Origin of the sequence: Dysgonomonas sp. (assembly GCF_035323175.1) — a bacterium.
In the GTDB taxonomy this organism is placed as follows: domain Bacteria; phylum Bacteroidota; class Bacteroidia; order Bacteroidales; family Dysgonomonadaceae; genus Dysgonomonas.
This window is the reverse complement of the sequence record NZ_DAOKYH010000007.1, coordinates 18,367-39,831: the sequence shown is the minus strand read 5'-3', so window position 1 is coordinate 39,831 and position 21,465 is coordinate 18,367. Positions and strand designations below refer to the sequence as shown.

General features: G+C 36.5%; 20 protein-coding genes. 6 read left to right on the top strand and 14 right to left on the bottom strand.

Features of this window, described 5'->3' with window-relative positions; genetic code table 11:
* Nucleotides 1-223 precede the first annotated feature (223 nt).
* On the top strand, nt 224-1,171 hold the full coding sequence (locus PKC55_RS10000) for a 3-oxoacyl-ACP synthase III family protein (RefSeq protein ID WP_291124777.1): 948 nt from the start codon (nt 224-226) through the stop codon (nt 1,169-1,171).
* Nucleotides 1,172-1,433: 262 nt separating this feature from the next.
* Here PKC55_RS10000 and PKC55_RS18210 read toward each other — a convergent pair whose 3' ends face one another.
* The 7 genes from PKC55_RS18210 to PKC55_RS09965 form a co-directional block, all read right to left on the bottom strand.
* On the bottom strand, nt 1,434-1,610 hold the full coding sequence (locus PKC55_RS18210; RefSeq protein WP_414647280.1) for a site-specific integrase: 177 nt from the start codon (nt 1,608-1,610) through the stop codon (nt 1,434-1,436).
* A 713-nt stretch (nt 1,611-2,323) separates the two neighbouring features.
* The gene (locus PKC55_RS09990) at nt 2,324-2,914 is read right to left on the bottom strand and encodes a hypothetical protein (RefSeq protein ID WP_291124781.1); all 591 of its coding nucleotides are present in this window, start codon (nt 2,912-2,914) and stop codon (nt 2,324-2,326) included.
* Between the two features lies 1 nt (nt 2,915).
* Nucleotides 2,916-4,211, bottom strand: coding sequence for an MBL fold metallo-hydrolase (locus PKC55_RS09985; RefSeq protein ID WP_291124783.1), 1,296 nt, complete (start codon nt 4,209-4,211; stop codon nt 2,916-2,918).
* Nucleotides 4,208-5,050, bottom strand: a complete 843-nt coding sequence (locus PKC55_RS09980; RefSeq protein ID WP_291124785.1) for a hypothetical protein — start codon at nt 5,048-5,050, stop codon at nt 4,208-4,210. The genes PKC55_RS09985 and PKC55_RS09980 overlap by 4 nt, the downstream gene beginning before the upstream one ends.
* 2 nt (nt 5,051-5,052) lie before the next feature.
* The gene (locus PKC55_RS09975) at nt 5,053-7,194 is read right to left on the bottom strand and encodes a DUF262 domain-containing protein (RefSeq protein WP_291124787.1); all 2,142 of its coding nucleotides are present in this window, start codon (nt 7,192-7,194) and stop codon (nt 5,053-5,055) included.
* A 60-nt stretch (nt 7,195-7,254) separates the two neighbouring features.
* Nucleotides 7,255-8,481, bottom strand: a complete 1,227-nt coding sequence (mobV, locus tag PKC55_RS09970; protein WP_414647283.1) for a MobV family relaxase — start codon at nt 8,479-8,481, stop codon at nt 7,255-7,257.
* A gap of 361 nt (nt 8,482-8,842) precedes the next feature.
* Nucleotides 8,843-10,063 carry a site-specific integrase gene (locus PKC55_RS09965; protein WP_291124789.1) on the bottom strand — a complete coding sequence of 407 codons (1,221 nt, stop codon included), beginning with the start codon at nt 10,061-10,063 and terminating at the stop codon, nt 8,843-8,845.
* 206 nt (nt 10,064-10,269) lie between these two features.
* Between PKC55_RS09965 and PKC55_RS09960 the strand changes: the two genes are divergently transcribed.
* The 3 genes from PKC55_RS09960 to PKC55_RS09950 all read left to right on the top strand — a co-directional run bounded on the left by PKC55_RS09960 (nt 10,270) and on the right by PKC55_RS09950 (nt 13,146).
* Nucleotides 10,270-11,526, top strand: a complete 1,257-nt coding sequence (locus PKC55_RS09960; protein WP_291124892.1) for a site-specific integrase — start codon at nt 10,270-10,272, stop codon at nt 11,524-11,526.
* A gap of 125 nt (nt 11,527-11,651) precedes the next feature.
* Nucleotides 11,652-12,875, top strand: coding sequence for a site-specific integrase (locus tag PKC55_RS09955; RefSeq protein WP_291124791.1), 1,224 nt, complete (start codon nt 11,652-11,654; stop codon nt 12,873-12,875).
* A 7-nt stretch (nt 12,876-12,882) separates the two neighbouring features.
* Nucleotides 12,883-13,146 (top strand): helix-turn-helix domain-containing protein, encoded by a 264-nt coding sequence (locus tag PKC55_RS09950; RefSeq protein ID WP_291124793.1) that lies wholly within the window; start codon nt 12,883-12,885, stop codon nt 13,144-13,146.
* 251 nt (nt 13,147-13,397) lie between these two features.
* Here the strand turns inward: PKC55_RS09950 and PKC55_RS09945 are convergent, their stop codons facing one another.
* The 5 genes from PKC55_RS09945 to PKC55_RS09925 are packed head-to-tail and all read right to left on the bottom strand — an operon-like array spanning nt 13,398 to nt 17,173.
* Entirely contained in the window at nt 13,398-13,682 is a 285-nt protein-coding gene (locus PKC55_RS09945) for a hypothetical protein (protein WP_291124795.1), read from the bottom strand.
* Nucleotides 13,679-14,392, bottom strand: a complete 714-nt coding sequence (locus tag PKC55_RS09940; RefSeq protein WP_291124797.1) for a hypothetical protein — start codon at nt 14,390-14,392, stop codon at nt 13,679-13,681. Before PKC55_RS09940 ends, PKC55_RS09945 begins: the two co-directional genes overlap by 4 nt.
* A gap of 23 nt (nt 14,393-14,415) precedes the next feature.
* A complete protein-coding gene (locus PKC55_RS09935; RefSeq protein ID WP_291124798.1) occupies nt 14,416-14,829 on the bottom strand; it encodes a type II CBASS E2 protein in 414 nt (137 codons plus the stop codon).
* Nucleotides 14,816-16,045, bottom strand: coding sequence for a nucleotidyltransferase domain-containing protein (locus tag PKC55_RS09930; RefSeq protein WP_291124800.1), 1,230 nt, complete (start codon nt 16,043-16,045; stop codon nt 14,816-14,818). The genes PKC55_RS09935 and PKC55_RS09930 overlap by 14 nt, the downstream gene beginning before the upstream one ends.
* A 6-nt stretch (nt 16,046-16,051) precedes the next feature.
* A complete protein-coding gene (locus PKC55_RS09925) occupies nt 16,052-17,173 on the bottom strand; it encodes an SAVED domain-containing protein (RefSeq protein ID WP_291124802.1) in 1,122 nt (373 codons plus the stop codon).
* A gap of 232 nt (nt 17,174-17,405) precedes the next feature.
* Here PKC55_RS09925 and PKC55_RS09920 point away from each other — a divergent pair, with 232 nt between their 5' ends.
* Together PKC55_RS09920 and PKC55_RS09915 are read left to right on the top strand one after the other, a co-directional pair.
* Nucleotides 17,406-18,467, top strand: a complete 1,062-nt coding sequence (locus PKC55_RS09920; RefSeq protein WP_291124804.1) for a helix-turn-helix domain-containing protein — start codon at nt 17,406-17,408, stop codon at nt 18,465-18,467.
* A complete protein-coding gene (locus PKC55_RS09915) occupies nt 18,467-18,973 on the top strand; it encodes a PIN domain-containing protein (protein ID WP_291124806.1) in 507 nt (168 codons plus the stop codon). Before PKC55_RS09920 ends, PKC55_RS09915 begins: the two co-directional genes overlap by 1 nt.
* Nucleotides 18,974-19,054: 81 nt before the next feature.
* Here the strand turns inward: PKC55_RS09915 and PKC55_RS09910 are convergent, their stop codons facing one another.
* Together PKC55_RS09910 and PKC55_RS09905 are read right to left on the bottom strand one after the other, a co-directional pair.
* Nucleotides 19,055-20,344, bottom strand: a complete 1,290-nt coding sequence (locus PKC55_RS09910) for an SMODS domain-containing nucleotidyltransferase (protein ID WP_291124807.1) — start codon at nt 20,342-20,344, stop codon at nt 19,055-19,057.
* Nucleotides 20,341-20,931 carry an SLATT domain-containing protein gene (locus PKC55_RS09905; protein WP_291124809.1) on the bottom strand — a complete coding sequence of 197 codons (591 nt, stop codon included), beginning with the start codon at nt 20,929-20,931 and terminating at the stop codon, nt 20,341-20,343. The genes PKC55_RS09910 and PKC55_RS09905 overlap by 4 nt, the downstream gene beginning before the upstream one ends.
* Between the last annotated feature and the right edge of the window lie 534 nt (nt 20,932-21,465).

The following is a 21,465-nucleotide window of genomic DNA, read 5'->3' as shown; positions in this document are numbered from 1 at the left end:
TAATATTATTTCCCGGCACAGAAGTTTCAGACGCTTAAAAGTAAACAAACAAGACATACGAAACATAGCAGAAATATACTCACGGCTGTGGATACCATGCAGCTTCATGCTTTTTTCTGAGATAGTCTTATAATAGTTATTCTAGAAAATATTTTTATTTATGCGTCACGAAGTTAGACAACAAGAGAAACAAAAATAAAAACAGTCTATAAAACAAACGAATATGTATATAAATGCTGTAGGATACTATATTCCGACAAAAAGGGTTAATAATGACCATTTCACACAAACCAATGGGCTTACCGATGAGTGGATTCGCCAGCGTACAGGCATACGTACCCGGGCAAGGGCGTCTGAAAAAGAAACATCGGAATTTATGTGCTTTACAGCCGTAAAGCATGCATTGCCTAGGTTGCCTTATCCTATTGAAGATGTAGATCTGGTTGTTTTTGCCTCCTACACCCCAGCTGACACGATAGTCACAACCGGACATATTATACAAAGGATCTATAACATAAGCCGGGCTAAGGTATTCTATATTTCATCTGCCTGCTCATCAGCCGTAAATGCCATAGAAATAATTCAATCCTTTTTTATATCAGGAAAAGTTTCAAAAGCATTACTCGTTTGTGCGGAGAGGAATTCTTCTTATTCGGATGATTCTGATAAAGTATCGGGACATTTGTGGGGAGACGGAGCTGTTGCTTATTTTTTCTCAAACGATAAATTTTCTGATGAAGAATTACAAGTACTGGATGTAACCTCACAAGGCTTGGGACATATCGGAATGGGGACACAGGCTATCACCTTAAACTTAAAGAAAGGTAAATTACAAATGCCTATAGGACGGGACGTTTTCTTGCAGGCATGTAAATACATGGCTAAAAGCGTAGAAGAAATCACATATAAGAATGGCTATACTATATCCGACCTGACATATTTTATCGGGCATCAAGCCAATACTAGGATTCTGGATAATGTGATCAAACAGTTGAATATACCGAAGGGTAAATCATTGTCAAACATGCAAGAGTTAGGTAATACCGGCTCTGCCAGTACATTGTTGGTATTAGGCCAAAATTATGATCGATTTAAAACCGGAGACTTAATCTGTATTTCCGTTTTTGGCGGAGGATACTCCTGTGGCGCATGCTTACTTAAAAAGGGGTGATTGAATAATATATCTAAAGATAATTATAAAATAACAGACATTAAGAAAGAGTTTTACTCTTCGGGAAAAGGATTGCATTCCGGACTGAATAGTAGATATAAGGTTTAATTCTGCTCTAGGAAATTACGGTTACAAAATCAGGCGTACCAACCTGCCCAGCACCCTTATTATTGATGCTGTTGCAACTTTTAAATTAAAACATAAGAGATATTCCTTGAAAAACGGATATCTCTTATGCTGAATTTATCAGCAAACAGTACGTTTATATTCTCGATGATAACTTGTAACAGGTTTTCATATTATTCAACTGGTCTTTGACTGCTGCAAACTCTTTATCGACCTTCTCATTTAGTATTTTTGCATAAATCTGCGTTGTTTTTATATCGGTATGTCCTAATATTCTCGAAACACTTTCGATAGAGACTCCTTTGGTTAACATAAGAGTGGCGCAGGTATGACGTGAGCAATGAGTAATAACAGCAGAAACAGGTAACAGCGAAACACAGCGAATAAAACGTAACTCGTTTATAATTAATTGAAATGCTCTGATTTGCTGTTTTGTTAAAAAGCAGGATATTGCTAAATACGGCAGTATTTCAGTTACCAATCCGTTACCACGATAGTTACCGAATCAAAACAGGTAACTTGTGCAGACCGGAGAAATACCGTTCGGATTCGTTTGTTCTGATTCACAGCATTTTGCATAACAAAGAGCACTTGTATAATCGGTAACTTTGCCTTCCGGCAAAGCCCACAAAATTATAAGTGTTATGAAACAAGAAAAATTAAAGGTCTTGCTTTACCTCAAAAAGAATAATCGCAACGATTATCTGCTGAAAGAAAGCATTTTATGTTGCTCAGCGAACAAATATAGGAAATGATTTGGCAACCGTCCGGTTTCTGTGATTTGCTTCGCATTTCAAGGAGCTCGGATAACTTCTTCTACAAAGGTACACTACTTCCTTCAAACTTCAAGTATATATTTTTCCTTTTTTATCTGATAAACACTCCTCTTATGGAAAGAATAAAAGAGACAAGGCTTTTGTCGGAAATACTCTTTCGAGGTACGAGAAAGGAAGATTTTCGATAAAATTCATTTTAGCCTTGACGTTTTATTCTTGGAATATATCTTTGTGTTCAGATAAATAGGAATTATTTGGTTGTTATCACTTTTTCAAATAACATACGATTAAATAAATATTCTTCAAATCCAATTAAGGTTACAACCTTAAGACCTATATAGGCGGGATGTCTTTCGAAACTTATTACTTCATAAATATCTTCATAGTTCAATATATTATTAGGATTAGAACAAAATACACTATGCTGTATTATATATTGCTCATTTATACCAATATAGCGAACAGTATCCCCTTTCTTCAAGCTATTTCTCGGTTCGGTTTTATCCACAGCTTCAAATATCCCTCCAATAAACTTTTCTTCTCGGAATCCCACTAATTTGACAATTGTGAAAGAACGATGTATTTCTAAATATTCTATTTCGTAAACAGTATTAGTATTCAAAATACTACGTGGATCGGAATAACTATTATTCCAACGTTTTATCTGGGCATCATTTATACCAATATAATGCACTTTTGCTCCTTCCTTCAAGCCTGTTCTTTTCTCAAATTTACTCTCAATGTATTCCAACCCCTCATCGGTTGATTCAAATTGAGGAATGGACTCCTGAGAACATTCATTCTCACGGGAAACGCTCCTTGTGATTTTTAAATTTCTCATTTTAGCTGTTGCTCTTTTGATTTATTTTAACACTAACATTGGCTATATTACATGAGCTTGTCATAATTCTCTGCCGTAAATGTTCTTCAATTGGCAAATCAGAATAGCTTGCGGAATATTCACTATGAATTGGAATTATACCAAGAGTTGGATTTACAAGGCTGCACACTTCTGCTAGGGATTCGGTAGAGGCATGTCCACTTGTATGCAACTTCTCTACATGAGGAAACATAGAAACAAAGTCGATATATCGCGGTATGGCATGCTTCCCTCTATCATTTATATACTCTTTCCACATAGAGTATATCAGTACCGTATCATTCGGGGCTAATCGAGATATAAGTTCCTGATAATAATCCTTAAATTTGTCGGTTGCCCTAACAAACATACAAAAACCTTTGTCTTCCATCCAATTGAGTAATTTGGTGTTCGTTGGATTAAAATCATAGACACTATCAAAACGAAACAACGAAGTACGATTACCCGCCGATTTAGTAAATATCTCAAATATATTCTTCTGGAAACGGTCGCATACAAGCGGTCTGTATCTTAGATATTTATTTGCTGCATAGAATGAAGCTAGTCGCTCCATATCTGTGGAGGAGCACATTACAAATACATTCTTGTAACGTTTCATTATTTCCCCAGCTTCTCTTTGCAACTCATTTTCACTCATCACTCTTTCGCCAAACCTTGACAGCATAGTTCCTTCAGTAATAAGAAAATCAATGCTTCCCTGTGGTAAAATAAGTTTCTTTATAGTAGGCAACAAGCCTTTACTCAGATATCCATGCCCCCTGAAATCCCCTGTATGCAACACTCTTTTACCATCAGCTTCAACAAGAAACATATAAGCATCATAAGCCGAATGGCTTACGAAATAAGGGACTACTTTTATATCTCCTACAGTTATAATCTGTTCAGGCATGAGATCGCCCATCTTTTCAAGTTTGGAAACCTCGACCTTTGACAACTCCTCTCGACCTTTAATATATGATAGCTGTCGATGTTTACAGAGTGCAACCTGTTTGGCAACTTTACCTATATATTGCGGAGTGCTACACGGAACATAGTGGAATAAGCCCAAATGGTCACCGTGATAATGAGTGTAGAAAATCGCATCAATACCTTGTGTAATTTTCTCTATTGCTTCTCGGCTCGCCAAATTATCATCGACAATACCCTCACCATCTGGCAAATTTTGTCCCAAATCAATCAATATCCGAGTTTTGTTGGTTGCTATTTCCGTTATGCAACCCCCAATCTGGTTTATACCTCTGTGGATTATAATCTTCATAGATTGTGAATGATGTTACTTTTATTGAGAATTGTCTTAATTGCTTCGACTCTTCTTTCTCGTTTCGGAGTAAGAAAAGAGTAAGGTTCTATATACAATTCAACATTATTACAAAGCTCATAATCCTCAATGTTATCCATTCCAATCAAGCTTTTTGGTAATATTCCAAGATCATGCTTTATGACGAAAAGTGTTTTATAATAGTTGGTTATCTCTTGCTTATGGACATTTATAAATTGATGATACGCTTTCATTTGGGAGAGTATCTCAGGCTCTCCATTCTCATATTCATTAGTCAAAAGTCTCCCATCCTCTATGCGTTTTAATTCGACAAATACAATCTTGCCATTTTCCAGCTTGGTTAGGTCAATACGGGTTGTTAGATAGGTGGTTACCTCTTTCCCATTTTTATCTTTTTTCTTGCCAATAGCTTCCGGATAAGCAAATTCAGAATCTATATAATTTTCTCCAGAAGCACATATAAGCCTCGCTTTAATACCGTTTTCGGATGTATCACTATAACGCGATGCGATTCTTTCCTTTATCGTATTTGCGTCTTCGGGTAAACTATTCAACTCATAATTAACGTATTTTGAGCCTGTTTTACCCAAATAATATTCGTGTATTTTACCTTTAATCTCACCTTGCGTCAAAATGATTTTAAGTAAAGAACCGCCATTGTAATAGACATTCAGCGAGTTGTCTTTGCGAATATCTACATAAAAGCCTCCTGGCTTAATATTCTCTTTTACAAATTGCCACCAAGATGGATTACTCCTTTTTAATTTCTCAAACAATTCATATTTAGGATTTAATGAGGTAAAATGACTATCTCTCATAATTATTCCCCTGTTTGATTATCCTCTTCTTCATCTGGAAACATAAAATCAAGAAATAACAATTCTGCTTTTGCATACTCGTTTTCGAATTTTAGCTCCCAGCGCCTTTCCATAAACTCTAATAGCTTGTACCCTCTATCTAAGATAGCTTCGGGAATCCACTCATGATAACTAGCAACTTCAATCTCTGAATGAGAACCATCTGAATACCCTTGTCTTATTTTCTCTTTTTTATCGTTGTATTTTGCCTTTTTCTTTTCTTCAAAACAATCGTTTTGTAGGCTGGAATTAATACTCTGAGATAGAGGTAGTAAATTTCCTAATGTGCCTTGAAAATACGGGCGTTGTGATTTTTTATATTCTTTAAAGCCCTCTTTCCAGCATTTATGTGTAGGGGTTTGTGGATAAATATGTTCGATTGATACTTTATCTTTTTCACTCTTGACAAACAGTTTCCAGTCAATTTTTTGACTTCCTCTTTGTCGGACTTTATCCATCTCATATTCATACAGGAAGTATCTAAGTCCATTCCAATCATAAAAGCCAGTACTATTCTTGAATTTTTTCTCTATAAATAGTCTAAAATTTGAATAGTTAAAATATATTTCATCTACTCCTTCTCGACTGTAGAATAAATAATCCATTCTATCATTTAGACGTTGAATGATAGAATTTATAGATAACTCTCCATTACGTAACTGTCTTGCAGCCTTGTAGAATTCACTATTTCGATAAGATGAAAATGCTCTGCTAAGCCTGAATACAATAAAAACAAATCGTTCGATTGCTTTAAAAAGGTGAACTCGATCTGTCGAGTTAATATTCTCATTTAAAAATGATGACGTTACAAGCGGGCGAAAGTATATAATACCAATTCTATTTAAACGGTCTATCCATAAACTTTCCTCTTTTGTTAGATCTGGATTATTAACAGGATTGTGAGTGTTGTACCAATGAACTGCAGCGGATTTTAGGCTATTAACGTAATCTTCAATTTCTTTCGGCGACAACTTGGAACGAAAGACAGTCTCCTCTTCTGTTTCATAATCATTAATATCAACCTCTTCTTGATCCTCTTCTTGATTTTCTTTAATTTCTTCGAAATTTTGTAAAGAGCTAATTTTTACTTCTGCCTTTTCATAAATGTTTTGTGGAGTAAATTTTTGTTCCAACAAAAATCGTATATAATCATCTCCCTTTTCTCTTGTATATTGGAAATACATAATCCAATGAGCAACTAAAAAATCATCATCATTTAACGGATTTCGCTTATTTCTTCCTAATTGATAATATACTTCTTTCCAAGCATCATTAATTTTTTCTCTTAAAGAAATTCTTTCATCTTTTTTTAACTCTTTTTCATCGTATAAGGTAGTCAGGTAAATCAACCTATTCTTGAGTAGTTCTAAGTTTGATAATTTTTTTCCTCTATTATTCATTGTCTCAAAAGCCACGAATACATCAAAATCATCACTGATCTCATACACATTAAACATCAAGTTTTGTGTTGCCTTCTTGAACAACACTTCTATTTCAGATAAGCCATATTTATCATAATAGTTTTGTAAATTCTCTTTGAAAAAATGTTTTGAATTTTCAAGATTAAGGGTATAAAATGTTTCCTGTATCGTCCCACTATTTGGTTCTAAAAAAATCTTATGACGGAGATATTTAAAACTAGGATTATCTGTTTCGTAGCCAAATTTATAGGTTCTAATAATGAACTGAGGTGGTCGTTCAACAACTAGATATTCATCTTTAATAGCTTTTAAACTGAATGAGCCAAGATAAATGCTATCGTCTGCTTTATCTATATTCTCTGGAAGAGATTTCAATAATTCTGAAACAGTCTGAATGAAAATCACAAATGTAGTTAGACGTTGTTGCCCATCCACAACATGGAACGGTTTAAAAGCCCTATCTTCTATAAGCCAACCTTCGTCATTCCAGTTGGTCCATATGTTTCTATCCACTTTTTTTAATGAAAGAAGTCCTGTGTAATGAAATCTATCAGAAGGTAAATTAACAAGATCCTCCCAGAAATCTTTTAATTGTCTAGTAGTCCAAGCATAACCACGTTGATAATCTGGTATTTTAAATATTCTATCTTTGAAAATTCCTTTTAGTGATTCCAATTCATTCATATAATTATCTTAATTTCATTATTCGGGCAAATTTAGCAAATATTTGATTACCAGCTATGACTATTGTCTAAATCCTTTTCTTTTATTTTCAGGTGGTTTGACATAAGTTCGTACAGTCTGCTTCACTTCCTGATACTTCTGCTTGAACCAGTCGATGATATTTTGTCCATTGAGTTTCAAAAGTAGCTTGTCCGAATCATCCCGCTCTTTAAATATCTGCAATTTGGCATCCTGCACGTTGAAATCTTGATTATGTTCGGGCGAATGGAGTATTCCATTAACTGATACCGATTCGGCCTTGAAAAGCTGTTTAATAGTATCTACTGCCAATCCTATATCTTTACATAGCTGTGCTATTCGCAAGCGTTCGCTCAGGGTCGGGAGCACTTCAAACAACAGATTTATATCATCCTGTGCCTTATATGGTTTGTACTCTTGCCTGAGTCGCTCCAATCGGGTCTCGGCTTCTGATATTTCCGCCTCTTTCTGCTGCGTATATTCATGCAGATTGAGAAACTTCTCCCGTGCTTCATCCTTACGGTCGTACATATCCCGTACCTTGTCGTAAACTTCCTGCTTCTGTTCTTCGAGATACCCAATATCTTCTTTCAGGTCTTGGTTCTTGGCATACAAATCTCTATAATACTGCGGGGTAGATATATGCCTTGCTTCCGATCCATCTATTCCTCGTTGTAGCCCATATTTCGCCATTGATTCAGCGTATGTGTCCTGAAACAGTTTCAGATTATCCTTTGTCATTATATCATCGGCACATAGTCGGGAGCTATTTGTATCTTTCTTACGATACCTTTTCTTGCCCTGCTGGTTCTCCTGTTTGTTTTTCTCTTTGGCTTTTCTTCTTTCACCGGTAACAATTGGAACTACTGTAGCGTGGATATGGGGTGTTTTCTCATCCAGATGCAAAACGGCAGAAACAACATTCTCTTTTCCGAATGTATCTTGCAACCACTTTATATTATCATTGCTCCACTCATCCAGCTTGCCCTCTGCCTGTATGCGGTGCATATCTTCGGGTGTCCCCGACAGCATAATTTGCAACGCCCTCACTTGATTGTGACTTATCTTTCGCTTTATCCCCGCGGTCTCTATCCGATGCTGTATGGCGTTTGTCCTGTCCTTGACTCCATTGGGGTATGGAATAAGGTTTTCATTGAGATAAGTACGCGATTGGTCGGCATTTGCGGGGTCTACTGTCCGCTCTATATGTGCGGTAGTTCTAGCATCGTTTCCTTTCGGCTTTTGTATATGTAATACGACAAATCCCATGATTTTAATTTGATTTGGAGTTAATACTTTACATCTTTTGATGTTCATTATAGCGGAAAACTTTGGTTGTGTTTCCGTTTTCTTACTGCGGTCGTCAGACCGCTTCGGGGTGTCCAGAGGGGTGAAACCCATCGGCTTATTGGGGCATTTTTAGTGTAGATTTATCGGAGCGTTAAGAAAATGCCCTAATAAGCTACGGCTATAATCAATAGCACATTGGGTAGCTACGATCAAATGCTATCAAGAATCTCCAGCTGTTGTCATTTCGTCTGTTTGGTAATTTTCAAACTTGACAACTTGCTTGCAAATTTTAAATCTTGCATGCCGTCAAGCCGATGTCGTTTTCCTTTCACCGGAACGGTTATACTGACTCTAACCCGTTGAGTTTATCCAGCTTTTCGGAAAACATATCCATATCCCGCCCAATCTTCTCATTTGTAATCTTTGCATATATCTGTGTCGTGGTAATATCCGTATGCCCCAACATACGGCTTACGCTCTCGATAGGTACTCCTTTGGTCAGGGCAAGGGTCGCGAACGAGTGCCGGCTTTGATGAAAGGTAATGTATTTAGCTATACCACAGTGTTTTGCAATAATTTTAAGGCGGCGATTACAGTCGCTATTCTTGGGTACGGGGAACAGGTGTCCGCCATTGCGTACCGATTCATATTTCTCAATAATCCGTATTGGGATATCCAACAACTTCACGTTTACCGGAGTGCCCGTCTTCTCTCTGTGGGTAGCAATCCACTTTGAGCCGTCAGGACAGGCGATAATCTCTTTTTCAGTAAGGTTCTTAATATCGATGTAGCATAGCCCCGTAAACGCAGCGAAAACGAACAGGTCGCGGACGATTTCCAAAGTCCGGTTATCGAATTTATGGTCGATCATCAGCTTGAGTTCGTCCTCCGTAAGATACCCACGTTCCTTACTCTCCTGGCGAAGATGATAGTGCGCGAACGGATTGGTAGAGATTATCCCGCTGTTGTGGGCTTTGGTTACTATCATCCTCAAAGGAATGCTGTACAGCCATACCGTTGAAGAAGACAACCCCAATGTGATATGCAGGTAAATGCCGAAGTCGCGGATAAAGTCTTCGGTAATTTCTTTCAGGTGCAGATCGCTCCTGTTATACTCCGATTTGATAAAATCGGCCAGATGCCTGCGAACGCTCAGGTATTTATAGAGTGTGCTTTGTGAACGGTCTTTTCCCGCCCGTTTCTCAAACCCGGCGTTATGCCTGTCGAATGCGCCGAGCAGGGTATCACATTCCATACCGATGCCCTGCCACGCATTGCGTACCATTTCGGCATTGACATACGCTTCCCTGTCCGATATTCGTTGGTAATGTTTGGTAATCTGTGCCCGGATGTTGTCGAGTGTCCGGTTTACCTTTAACGCCCGGTCACTCCGTCCTGTCGCTCGATTGGATTTGGCATCCCATAATTCATGGGCAATACTCTGTTTGCAACTGAACTGGGCGATACTGCCGTTGATGGTTATTCTCCCTAAAACGGGGACAAGCCCGTTTTTTTCCTTACTTTTGTTCACGTAGAACGCGATTTTGAAAGTGCTTCTCATAAATAACTCTTTTTTGGTTACAAAATTAATTCTTAAAGAGTTATCCTGTACTATGAAAAATGACGCAAAATACTGAAACAAAATCTGTTACGCGACAAATACCGAAAAGATGCGGGAAATGATTTGGTAATGGAGCGATTGCTTAACTATGCTTAAAACTGCATTTTCCCCTGTCGGAAAAATAACGCCTATTACCACATATTGTACTGACATTCAGACAATTTGCTGCATTTTTCTCAAATCCGTTTTCCCGGGTTTTGCTTTACCTTAAAAAAAGCAGTTTGGATAAATCGGGTAAAGCTCCCATCATGGGGCGGATAACTATCGGGCGATCCATGGCCCAGTTCAGCCTGAAACTTTCGTGTACTCCCGGGTTGTGGAATCCCCGCGAAAGCCGCCTGGATGGTAAAAGCCGTGAAGCAGTAGTCACCAATGCCAAAATAGAGAAACTATTGCTTGCCGTGCATTCGGCTTATGATACGCTCATAGAGCGTAACCAGCCTTTCGATGCCGAGTCTGTCAAAAACCTCTTTCAGGGAAGTATGGGAGCACAAACAACCCTGCTTGCACTTCTTGACAGGCATATGGAAGGATTACGGACACGTATCGGAATAGATGTTGCTCCGACCACTTTGAGCGGTTATGTGTACACCCACCGTTCATTAGGCAAATTCATCAAAAAGAAGTTTAAGACCAAAGATATCGCTTTCGGACAGTTGAACGAGCTGTTCATCCAGGAGTATCAGGACTTCGTTCTTCTCGAACAGGGCTATTCAATGGATACCGTTCGCCACTATCTGGCTATCCTGAAAAAGATGTGTAAGATTGCTTTCAAAGAAGGTATTTCCGAGAAACGGCACTTTGCCCATTATAAACTGCCCAAACAAAAAGAAGCCACTCCCAAAGCATTAAGCAGGGAAAGTTTTGAAAAGATACGGGACTTGGAGATTGCTCCCAACCGTCATTCTCATCTGCTTACCCGTGACTTGTTTCTCTTCGCTTGCTATACCGGTACTTCCTATGCGGATATAGTCCGCATAACAGAAGAAAATCTGTTTCCAGATGAAGAAGGTAACCTTTGGCTTAAATACCGCAGAAAGAAAACAGACTTTCAGGCTCGTGTCAAATTACTACCCGAAGCCATCGCCCTGCTTGAAAAATATAAAGACGGGGACAGAGAAACATTATTCCCTATCCAATCGCCGGAAGTGGTACAACTCAATATGCGGGGATTGCGTGTTATGGCAGATATAAAGCAGCCAATCTCCTATCATTCAGGAAGACATAGCTTTGCCAGTTTGATTACGCTCGAAGAGGGTGTTCCAATAGAAACCATCAGCCGGATGCTCGGGCACAGCAACATCAAAACAACTCAGGTCTATGCCCGTGTTACTCCTAAAAAGCTTTTCGAGGATATGGATAAATTTATTGAAGCAACCAGAGATTTACAATTAGTACTGTAAGGTCAAGGTCGCTCTTTTTATTATCGGTTAAGGATATTATTTATTGATAGCTCTGTTTGAATACATATCATTAAATGCTTTTCTTACTTAAGTATCAAAACAAAATCATTCAAAAATATATAATTATGAGATCAACATTCAAAATATTGTTTTATATCAATAAAAGCAAAATTAAGGCGGATGGTACCACAGCTATTCTCTGCCGGATCAGTATAGACGGTAAACAAACAGTCATAACCACAGGTATCTATTGTAGTCCTGAAGATTGGAATACCAAGAAAGGAACCATTAAAATAGAAAGAGAGAATAATAAGCTTATAAGCTATCGTAACCGTATAGAGAACACCTACAATCATATATTGAGAGAACAGGGTGTTATCAGTGCGGAGCTATTAAAGAATACCATCATCGGAGTTAACTCTATCCCGACCATGCTGTTACAGGCAGGAGAAGTGGAACGTGAACGTTTGCGGCTTCGCTCCATCGAAATAAACTCTACGACAAGCTACCGCCAATCGGGAATATCACAACGGAACCTGAAAGAGTTCCTATGCTCCAGAGGGATAAAGGATATTGCCTTCTCGGATATTACCGAGGAATTCGGTGAATCGTTCAAACTCTATTTGAAAACCGTAGGAGAACGCAGAGCCGGTTATATCAATAAATGTATCACCTGGCTCAACAGGCTTATTTACATCGCTATTGATCAGGAAGTATTAAGGAGCAATCCATTGGAAGATGTGAGGTACGAAAAGAAGGAACCGCCCAAGCATAAACACATAGGTAAAGATGATTTGAAGCGGCTGTTGGAAACACCCATGCCTGAAGAACGGTTGGAACTGGTGCGCAGGGCTTTTATCTTCTCAACATTGACAGGGCTTGCCTATGTGGATATATACGGATTGTATCCACACCACATCAATAAAACGGCAGAAGGCAGATTGTATATCCGAAAACGCCGAGTAAAAACCAATGTAGAGGCATTTATACCCCTGCATCCGATAGCTGAGCAGATTCTTATGTTATACAATACCACAGATGAAAGTAGTCCCGTGTTCCCTTTGCCTGTCCGTGATAAGATCTGGTACGAGATAAACCAGATAGGAACATTAATCAATCTGAAAGAGAATCTTTCCTACCATCAAAGCCGCCATAGTTTCGGGACTTTGTTGCTTTCAGCAGGTGTTTCGATAGAAAGCGTTGCCAAAATGATGGGACATGCAAACATCAATACGACTCAGGTATATGCACAGATTACAGAGCAGAAAATATCGCAAGATATGGATAAGCTAATCAAACGAAGAAAAACAATGCAAAATACAGCAGTTCAAACCGCAATAACAATATAAGCCAGCCATGAAGAGAGAAAGAAGAGAAATAATTACAATGACAGATAATGGAATAGTTACTGTTTCAGGTCATGTAAGAATGAGTGTTTCTGAAATTGCAGATTTGTTTGGCATTTACTACCGGACGGCAAAACGGCATATCCAAGCCATTGAAAAGGAGGGTATTGCCGAAGGGGATTATACAATGAGTTGTATCGCTGATGGGCTAAAAGTCTATCCTGATTATTATGGACTGGAGATGATTATCGCTCTCTCTTTTAGAATTCAATAGAAAAATACAACATTGTTTAGAGAGTGTTTGATGGAAAGGGTATCTGTTAACCATCTGTGTCAAAAAAACAATTTAAGCTATTTTTCGTTAAACTAGATAAGAGTTATTTATATACTAAATCTAAGTTGGCTTTCAAAATCGTAGGGTTTGAAAGCCAACTTAGATTCTTTGAGAAAAATAAACAAAAATCATTTTAGAGTATTTACAACACTCTGATTGTCAGATTAAATCGAGACTATTTCAAATTAGAATCAAAGCAACATTGCTAAGCTAGGTATTTTTTTTGCTATTTTAGTGGCTGACGCTCCTAAGCTTTTAATCTTCGATATAAGCTGGGCTTGTGCCAGATTATCTTTGGAAGCTTTTTCTACAGTCTCGACCAGAGCTTTGTAGATCTGACTCCCGTTTGAATGGGGTACTACTGCCTCTATTTCTTCCTGGGACATTCCCTTCAGATGTTTTAGTTCATCGGCATACAAGCCATTAAATGACGCATTTGCTTTGGCAAATGATTCTGAAAATCTGTTTGTCTTCATTTTGCTATTTTATTAGTTAATTTTTTGATTTTATCTATTATATCATTAATTTGCTGTTGGGCTTTATCACTCTTAATATCAATTTTCTCTCCCTCTTTAAGGGCTGTATCTATAAATCCTGATAATTCCACCAGCTTATCGGTTACTGTAGTATCCATCCCTTCTAAACCTACCACAGAGAGAGCTTCACTCTGGCTTTCCTTTACTTTGCGGGCAGATGAGAGATAAGCTGTAAGATTGGTGTTGGCATAAATTGTATTTTGATACGCTTCGTCTATAGCTTTCAGTATTTCAGTTTCCTGACTTAATATAGGAGACAATAATTCGTCTCTTTTTGAATTTATTTCTTTATTTGCAGCTTCCTGAAACTCCAGCATAACGTTCAAAGCATCTTCTGTCTCTGCTTTGCCTCCTGTTTTTCCGGCCTTCTCAATAATGCCATATATAGAAAACTCGCCATTCTTGTATTTATCTAGTTCTGATTCCAGCACAAAATGAATAATATAAGGAGCATAAACGTCATCTATAAAAGTGTTTACATCTGATTTTATTCCTTCATAATATAATTGCATGACTTTACGATGTGAGCCGTGTAATATCTGCAGATCAGAACCAATTGCTGTTGATAAGGTTACAGTCTCCTTTGGTATTGAGGCACAGGATACCATCAACAGAGAAAAAAGAGCCACGCCTAAAATTTGATTTCTCATATTCTTATGATTTAATTGTTTTTTTAATGTATTCCACCACCATGCCATACACCCGTAGCAACCCAATATTCATAATGCAATAACCACTCGCTTGTCCAGGGGACAACAGTCCTGGCAAGTAACTTATTTTTGTTCCATTCTTTCGCGCTCTTTCGATATATGCACAAATGTTGTTGGGATGTATCATATACGTGTTCAAGTTTTGTCTTTCCTTCAGCTAATAGTAAAGATCTCGGTTCCAAAACATAGACATTGGGGTGTTTTTCCCGTTGATAAACGATCTTGATTAAGTAAGACGGGCTTAACTCCGTTGGTTTTAAATACCCTTTCCATACAAGAATATTTCCTCCGATTGAAAGACTTGAATCCGGGAAATAAGATTGTAATACTTGTCCCTGTACCGTCAGTGAGATCTCTTTTTCTTTAATTTTTTCCATGAAAATTATGTGTTAGGACAGGTATTGTGCCAAGAGAATTAAGAACTCCGGTATTTTTATTCATTTTTAAGTCTCCATTTTGCCTATTATTCAAATTTCGTTCTGCTAAAACAGAAAAAGTCTTATTTACAGCTGTTTCACCAAATGGTTTGCTCATGGCTGCACTAATACGATAAATCCCCTGTTGCTGTAATAGAAACTCTATATCTTTTTGAACTTGCTGTAACCATTTGTAAAAATTCTGCTCTCGAAGGGGATGATCAGCCCATTTATCAGCGAAGTTCTCCTCCGGATTCACAGGGTTTGCAATCCATTTAATATATTTCCCTGAAAATGGGTCTAAACGGGTTTCAATATAAGAATGCATATTGGTAACTACATTAGTTAAAGCCTCAATCACCGATGACTCTTTCTTATAGGCTCTTGAAGCTAATGTCGTTATAATAATAGAAATAGGCTTATCCTCACTACCATTAAACATCATATCACGGTGGCGTTTCAATATCTGCACAACCCGTTGAAGCGGCAACTTTTCTTTCTGGTACTTAGGTACCGGACTTACAGAAGCTGACAGCATAACCGTCTTTCTCTGCTCTATTACAGCTTCATTGAAGAACCATTTGGCATAGCCAAAGGGATTACTCTTCATCCAGTTTTCAGATACGGGATCTGTCATATAGCCTATGTGTTCTTTATCTGTGATACGAATAGCTAAAGAATCATAATTATTATCAGTTATTGCCGTTGCCGAAAAAGTCCTTTCCAGAATAATCTTATAATCGTGGCATACCAAACTTGGTAATATATCTAAATGATAATTGGAACTGTCTGCGTATCTTAATGTCCAACACCGGCGTCCTTCTTTATCCAGCATATCATTATAAGTAATATGGTCTTTAAGCCGATTCCCAACTATCTGCTTAAGATGATACTGTGTCCATTGCGGATTTTTTCCGGTAAGTTCACAGACCAAATCAATATCTAAATCATCTTTTTCATTAATAGATTTTATCATAGTACCCAACATAAAAGATCCTTGCGGTCTGATTTCAGGAGAGTAAGCAGACAAAGAAGATTCCGGCTTAGCTAGCCATTCTCCGACTGCCTTGTAACTACTGACCGCAGTGTTATATTGAGTTTCAGTAATATCCAATGTTTCTCCAAGTGTTTCGAGAATTTCACTAAACTGATGTTTTTGTCCTTCTGAAAGTATCATATATAATTATTTTATAGTTATTGTCTCAAAAAATCCATGATTATCATTGTTTTGATCATATATTATCATAGGCATATCGGTCTTAGGCATCCACACTCTACCCAATTCTATTGATGCAGAAATCGGCATAGCCGGAAAAATATGTAAATCAACATAGCCATGATGGAACTTTATTTTGTCAAAGAGAGATCTGACTATCTTGCGAAAATCGGAAAGTTGTTTTTCAGTTTTTAAAAAGTCATTATTTGGAGAGTCAGAGGAAACTTCCCATATACTAATATCATTACCTAAAACCTCTTCAACCCTTTTATGAGCAACAGTGCCGCTAAGACTAAAAAGAAATACCGGTGTTTTGGTTTTATCAACAGGTTCATGAATTAGATATTTTATTTCTGTCGATGATTTCTGCCACTTCCAGGTGGAAGGTTCTCGGTGCTTTTGATATATTCTAACATTGTATATATCATTCAATAAAACCCCTAGCTTAATGAGCATCGGTTGTGGAGCCATTGCGAATACTGAATATTGACAAGTCGATGACTGCATTAATAAAGGCTTGACTTTTAAATCAAACTGAGAAATCAAGTTCGCTTCTTCTGATAACCAATAGATATGGCTACTATCTTTTAAAATCGCATTTTTTGTACCCAGTTCAATAGGATCATTATCTGCCGGATAGAAATCAGGAAACATAGCATCACAGGCTATATCATATGATAGAGGAGAGTGATGTGTTCCAATATTTGCCTCATATAATATTATCTTACTTGAAAGTTTTGGTGCAATTGAGGTGAGCCGTTCTATACGGTCTTCATGTTTCTTTTTCATATCCAATAATCTGGACTCGGAATTCCCTGTAACATCTTCAATATCAATTAGTCTGTGGTGTACATCACACAACAACATCAAATTCTTAATATTATTGGCAAGCTCTGATGAACGCACTATATCTCCACGTGGCCCACATGGTTCATCGGCGACAATATGAGCTATATATGAACTGTTATATGCTTTTTTTGTTAGTATATCTTGATACAATACTCTGTTACAGCCATCATATTGACATCTACCTCCGGAAACGGCCCAAAGGAGATTTTGATTTTTTGTACTTATCTTTGTTTTACTCATATTACTAATCTAAATCTTGTTATAAAGATACAATATTTTAGTTGACAAAAATTGCTCCAATTTAATGTTTTGTCAACTAAAATATTTTTAAGAAATTTTGTCATGTCAAAATCGGAATAGAGAAAAATATATACATGACAAGTTGACATTATTAAATAAATATAGTATATTTGTCAACCAAATAGGCGGAAATTGTGTTATATAATAAAGGATAATCCGCAAAACATATATAATGAACAACTTATTTTCAGAACGATTCAGGTCTGCTCGCATCTTGAATGGATTCTCATTACAAGACTTAGCAGATGCTCTTGACAACAAAATATCTCGTCAGGCATTGCATAAATACGAGAAAGGTGAAGTTATTCCTGACAGTGATATGATTTATCAATTAAGCAAGGCTCTTCATGTACAACCTGACTTTTTCTTCAGAGACACTAAAATTGAATTAGGTAATCTTGAATTTAGAAAACAAACAAGACTACCAGTGAAAGAACAATCCAGAATTGTTGAGTCGACCAAGGATATATTATCCAGATATCTGGAATTGGAAGAGATTCTTGGCATTGGAACCCTATTTAATAATCCTTTAAAAGATTTTCCGGTTATATTGTCTTTTGAAGATATTGACAAATCAGCACATGAAGTAAGATCTTCCTGGAACTTAGGAATAGATCCCATATACAATACGATTGAATTACTTGAGGATAACCATATAAAAGTTGTTTCTGTAAACTCGGAAGACAGCTTTGATGGTATGCAGACCTGGCTTAATGATTCCATCCCCGTTATTGTTATAAATAAGAGTAATTTAAAATCAGCCGATAGGGTGCGATTTACTGTATTACATGAATTGGGCCATTTATTACTGCCCTTGGGGAATTTGCCGGAAAAGGTTAAAGAAAGATATTGCAACCAATTTGCGGCTGCAATGCTTATACCCAAACTTGCAATCGAAAAAGAATTGGGTGTAGCCCGTAAAAAAATATTCATTCAGGAATTAGGAGAGCTAAAAAAACAATACGGAATCTCTATACAAGCATTGATATACAGATGTAAAGACCTCAATATTATTTCGGAAAATCATTGCAACCAATTAGCCTCCATAATAGTCCAGAATGGATGGAAAGTAGTAGAGCCCGAAGATTATAAATATACAGGACTGGAAGAATCGAACAGATTTACTCAATTATTGTTCAGGGCATTGGCTGAAGAGCTTGTTTCTTTAAGTAAAGCAGCTGTCTTAAATAACCAGTCTCTGATCGATTTCCGTAAGCAAATTATTACAATATAATGAAAATTGCCGTAACGGATGCCTGTATATTTATTGATTTGCATGATTTGAATCTTACGAATCTTCTTTTTTCTCTTCAGCTGGAGATACATACTTCTTTAGATGTTTTTAATGAGCTACATATCCATCAGCAAAACCTACTTTTGGCATTTCAGTCGATAGAGAAATTAACAATTCATAATATCCTAGCTGAAGACAGGATTAATATACAAAAACAAAACTACCCGAAAGCCTTGTGCGAAAATGATAAGACAGTACTATTCCTTGCTGAAAAGATTCAAGCGATGATACTCAGTAGTGATAAAGCTGTAAGAAACTGTGCTAAGAAAAATTCAATCGAGTACCACGGTATGCTCTGGGTCTTTGATAAACTGGTCGAAAACAGCTTGCTCTCAACTCTTCAGGCAGCAAGTAAATTAGAAACTCTGATAAAGACTAATCTTGTATACCAAAATAATTCGGAATTAGTCAAAGAAATGAATATTCGCTTAAAAAGTTGGAAATAAATGTATTATATATTTGATTATGTTTGTGGCATTCCCTTTCTCTAATTTGTAGTTCAAAGAAAAGTCTGTAAACATTCTGCTCTATAAGTTAGAGATAGGCACATCAATTCGATCTCTTGCCACACATCGACCATCCTTAATTAGATAGCATTCAACATAATGCTCCCCTTCAAAATCTGAGGTCTCATTTCTTATACCACTTCCAGAATCGTTTAATATTTGACCTCTCAAATTATTTCGTTGTTTTGCAATTAATCCTTTATTTTTCACTTTCCATTTTACAGTATAGGGTGGTTCGACATCTGTATACTCAATGAAAAATTTCAATTTTTTCCTAGCCTTTAATTTTGTCAGCATTTTGCGAAGATATTCAGTCCTAAAACCAGCTTGACTAACCTCACATTCTATTTTTAAGATATTGGTTATATCCACAGGGTATAAATCTTCAATAAATTCTTCATCAGGAGTATAATTTAAAGAAGACTCTCTTATTTCCTTTGGATATGGAAAAGAGCTTCCAAAGATTTTACGCCATATACCATATACCGTGTTATTATCTTTTTTATTAATAGCCTCTTTTATATTTTCATATGCTTTCTTTGACTTACTTATAAAATTTGATTGTTTCTTATATATCTTTTGATTACTTCCAGGTGCATACCAATATTTCCGATTTGTGTCATAATCCTTAAGATATTTAAAAAAGTCTTGAACAAGAATGTCATAATTTGAAAGACTTGTTATTTGATGATCCTTTCGTTCTTGCAAGAATTCATAACATAAAGTATCTATCAATAATCCACATATTTTTACTCCACATTTATTTTTCCAAGCTCGAACTATCTTTGCTAAATTCTTAAGATTTCCATTTGTTGTTTGATTAAAAGAATTTATTTCGTCAATTTCAGGTTTAGGATTAGTTCTTTTCCAACTTCCTCTATCGTTAGCATCTGGATATAAATAGGCAGAGTCGTTTTTTTGCTTAAAACCAGGACAAACCTCAATAACATAGTTTGCAAATTTCACAACGACGACTTGCCCATCTCCCCTTACATCTGTAGAGGGGTAAGTCTGTTTAATTGTACTCTTAACTTCCTGTAATAAAGCAGACTGACCATTATTCTCATAATTATTGAATCTGGTATAAGTTGCAGAAGGTAATTCAAAAATCATATCTAAATCACTAACTCCATCTATAGCCGTTCTACGCCCATAACTTCCCACTTGAAGAGAATTATTAGTGTCTGAGTCTATCAAATAATATTTTTGATTAAGAATCTTAGTTATACGCTTATATCTATTCGAGATTTCTTCTCTATTTTTAATTGAAAGATTTGTCAGGAAAAGCTGAAATGTTTGTGATGTATTCATTTATTATCTTGTATTTTCCGAAGTTCAGAAGGGAGGAATAAATCTATTTCTTTATCACTAAAAGTAAGTTCTTCGCTTATTTGCAAAGATTTAGATGCTTCTTTATAAGCTTTACTATTTGTTCTAGGGGAACCTGAATATACATTATATAATCTATTTTGGAGTTCATCTCGTCTAGTTACAATCTGATTAACAGATAATAAATCAGCTTTCATGTCGGTTAGAAGAGATAAAAAACACTCCCGAATATCCCATAATTCATTAGCTGCATTTGTATGCTTCTGTGCAATCTCACCAAGGTCATAATCTTTAGTATATGTGTTTAGTCCAAGTAAAATCGTAGATAGTATTACACCAACAAATAAGGACCATTGATTTTCCCCAAATATTTTGATAAAGAAACTTGTTGTTACTAATGCTGAAATAATAATTAATGCAAGTTTTAAATTCTTGTGTAGGGTTAAAACTATATCTGCACATTTCTCTTGAGTTTTATGAGAATATACAACCCGTCCAAATATCTCTCGAATTTGTGATTCTAATTTTTCTATCTGTATTGCTTTTTCATTTTGAGGGCTTTGCTCCATAAATTCACTCCATTTTAGATTTAATGATTCTTTATCTTAGCGGATAACCTCTTGTTTAATATATTATTACTTAGGTTGCTGCTGTAAAGCGAAATGTTGTTTAAAATTAATTAATTTCTTTAATAAATCGTTTATAAAATATTTATTTATATACAAATTAACACATTTGAAATGAATTACATTTTTTTCAATATAATATTTATTCATCAGGATAAAAAAGAAAAAAAACAGCTGAGTTGATTCTTTTAGCTCATATACATAAGGAAGCAAAACTACTACTTCTGTTCTATGATAGGCTAAGACTCTCCATATACAACTGATCTACATGAAAATAAATAAAAGGAAAACTGGATCGAAGGCTTCTATAATATGCCTTTATTAAAAAGATATAGCCTATTTCAGTTTCCCATTTTGCTTCCTCTTCATCCAGAGCATCTCACTTCGCACTATATCCATTTGGCAAAAATACATGGATAAGCCACGCGGTCAAATTCAGGCTCTGTGAGTTTAGGTGAAAATACTTCCCCTGCGTTA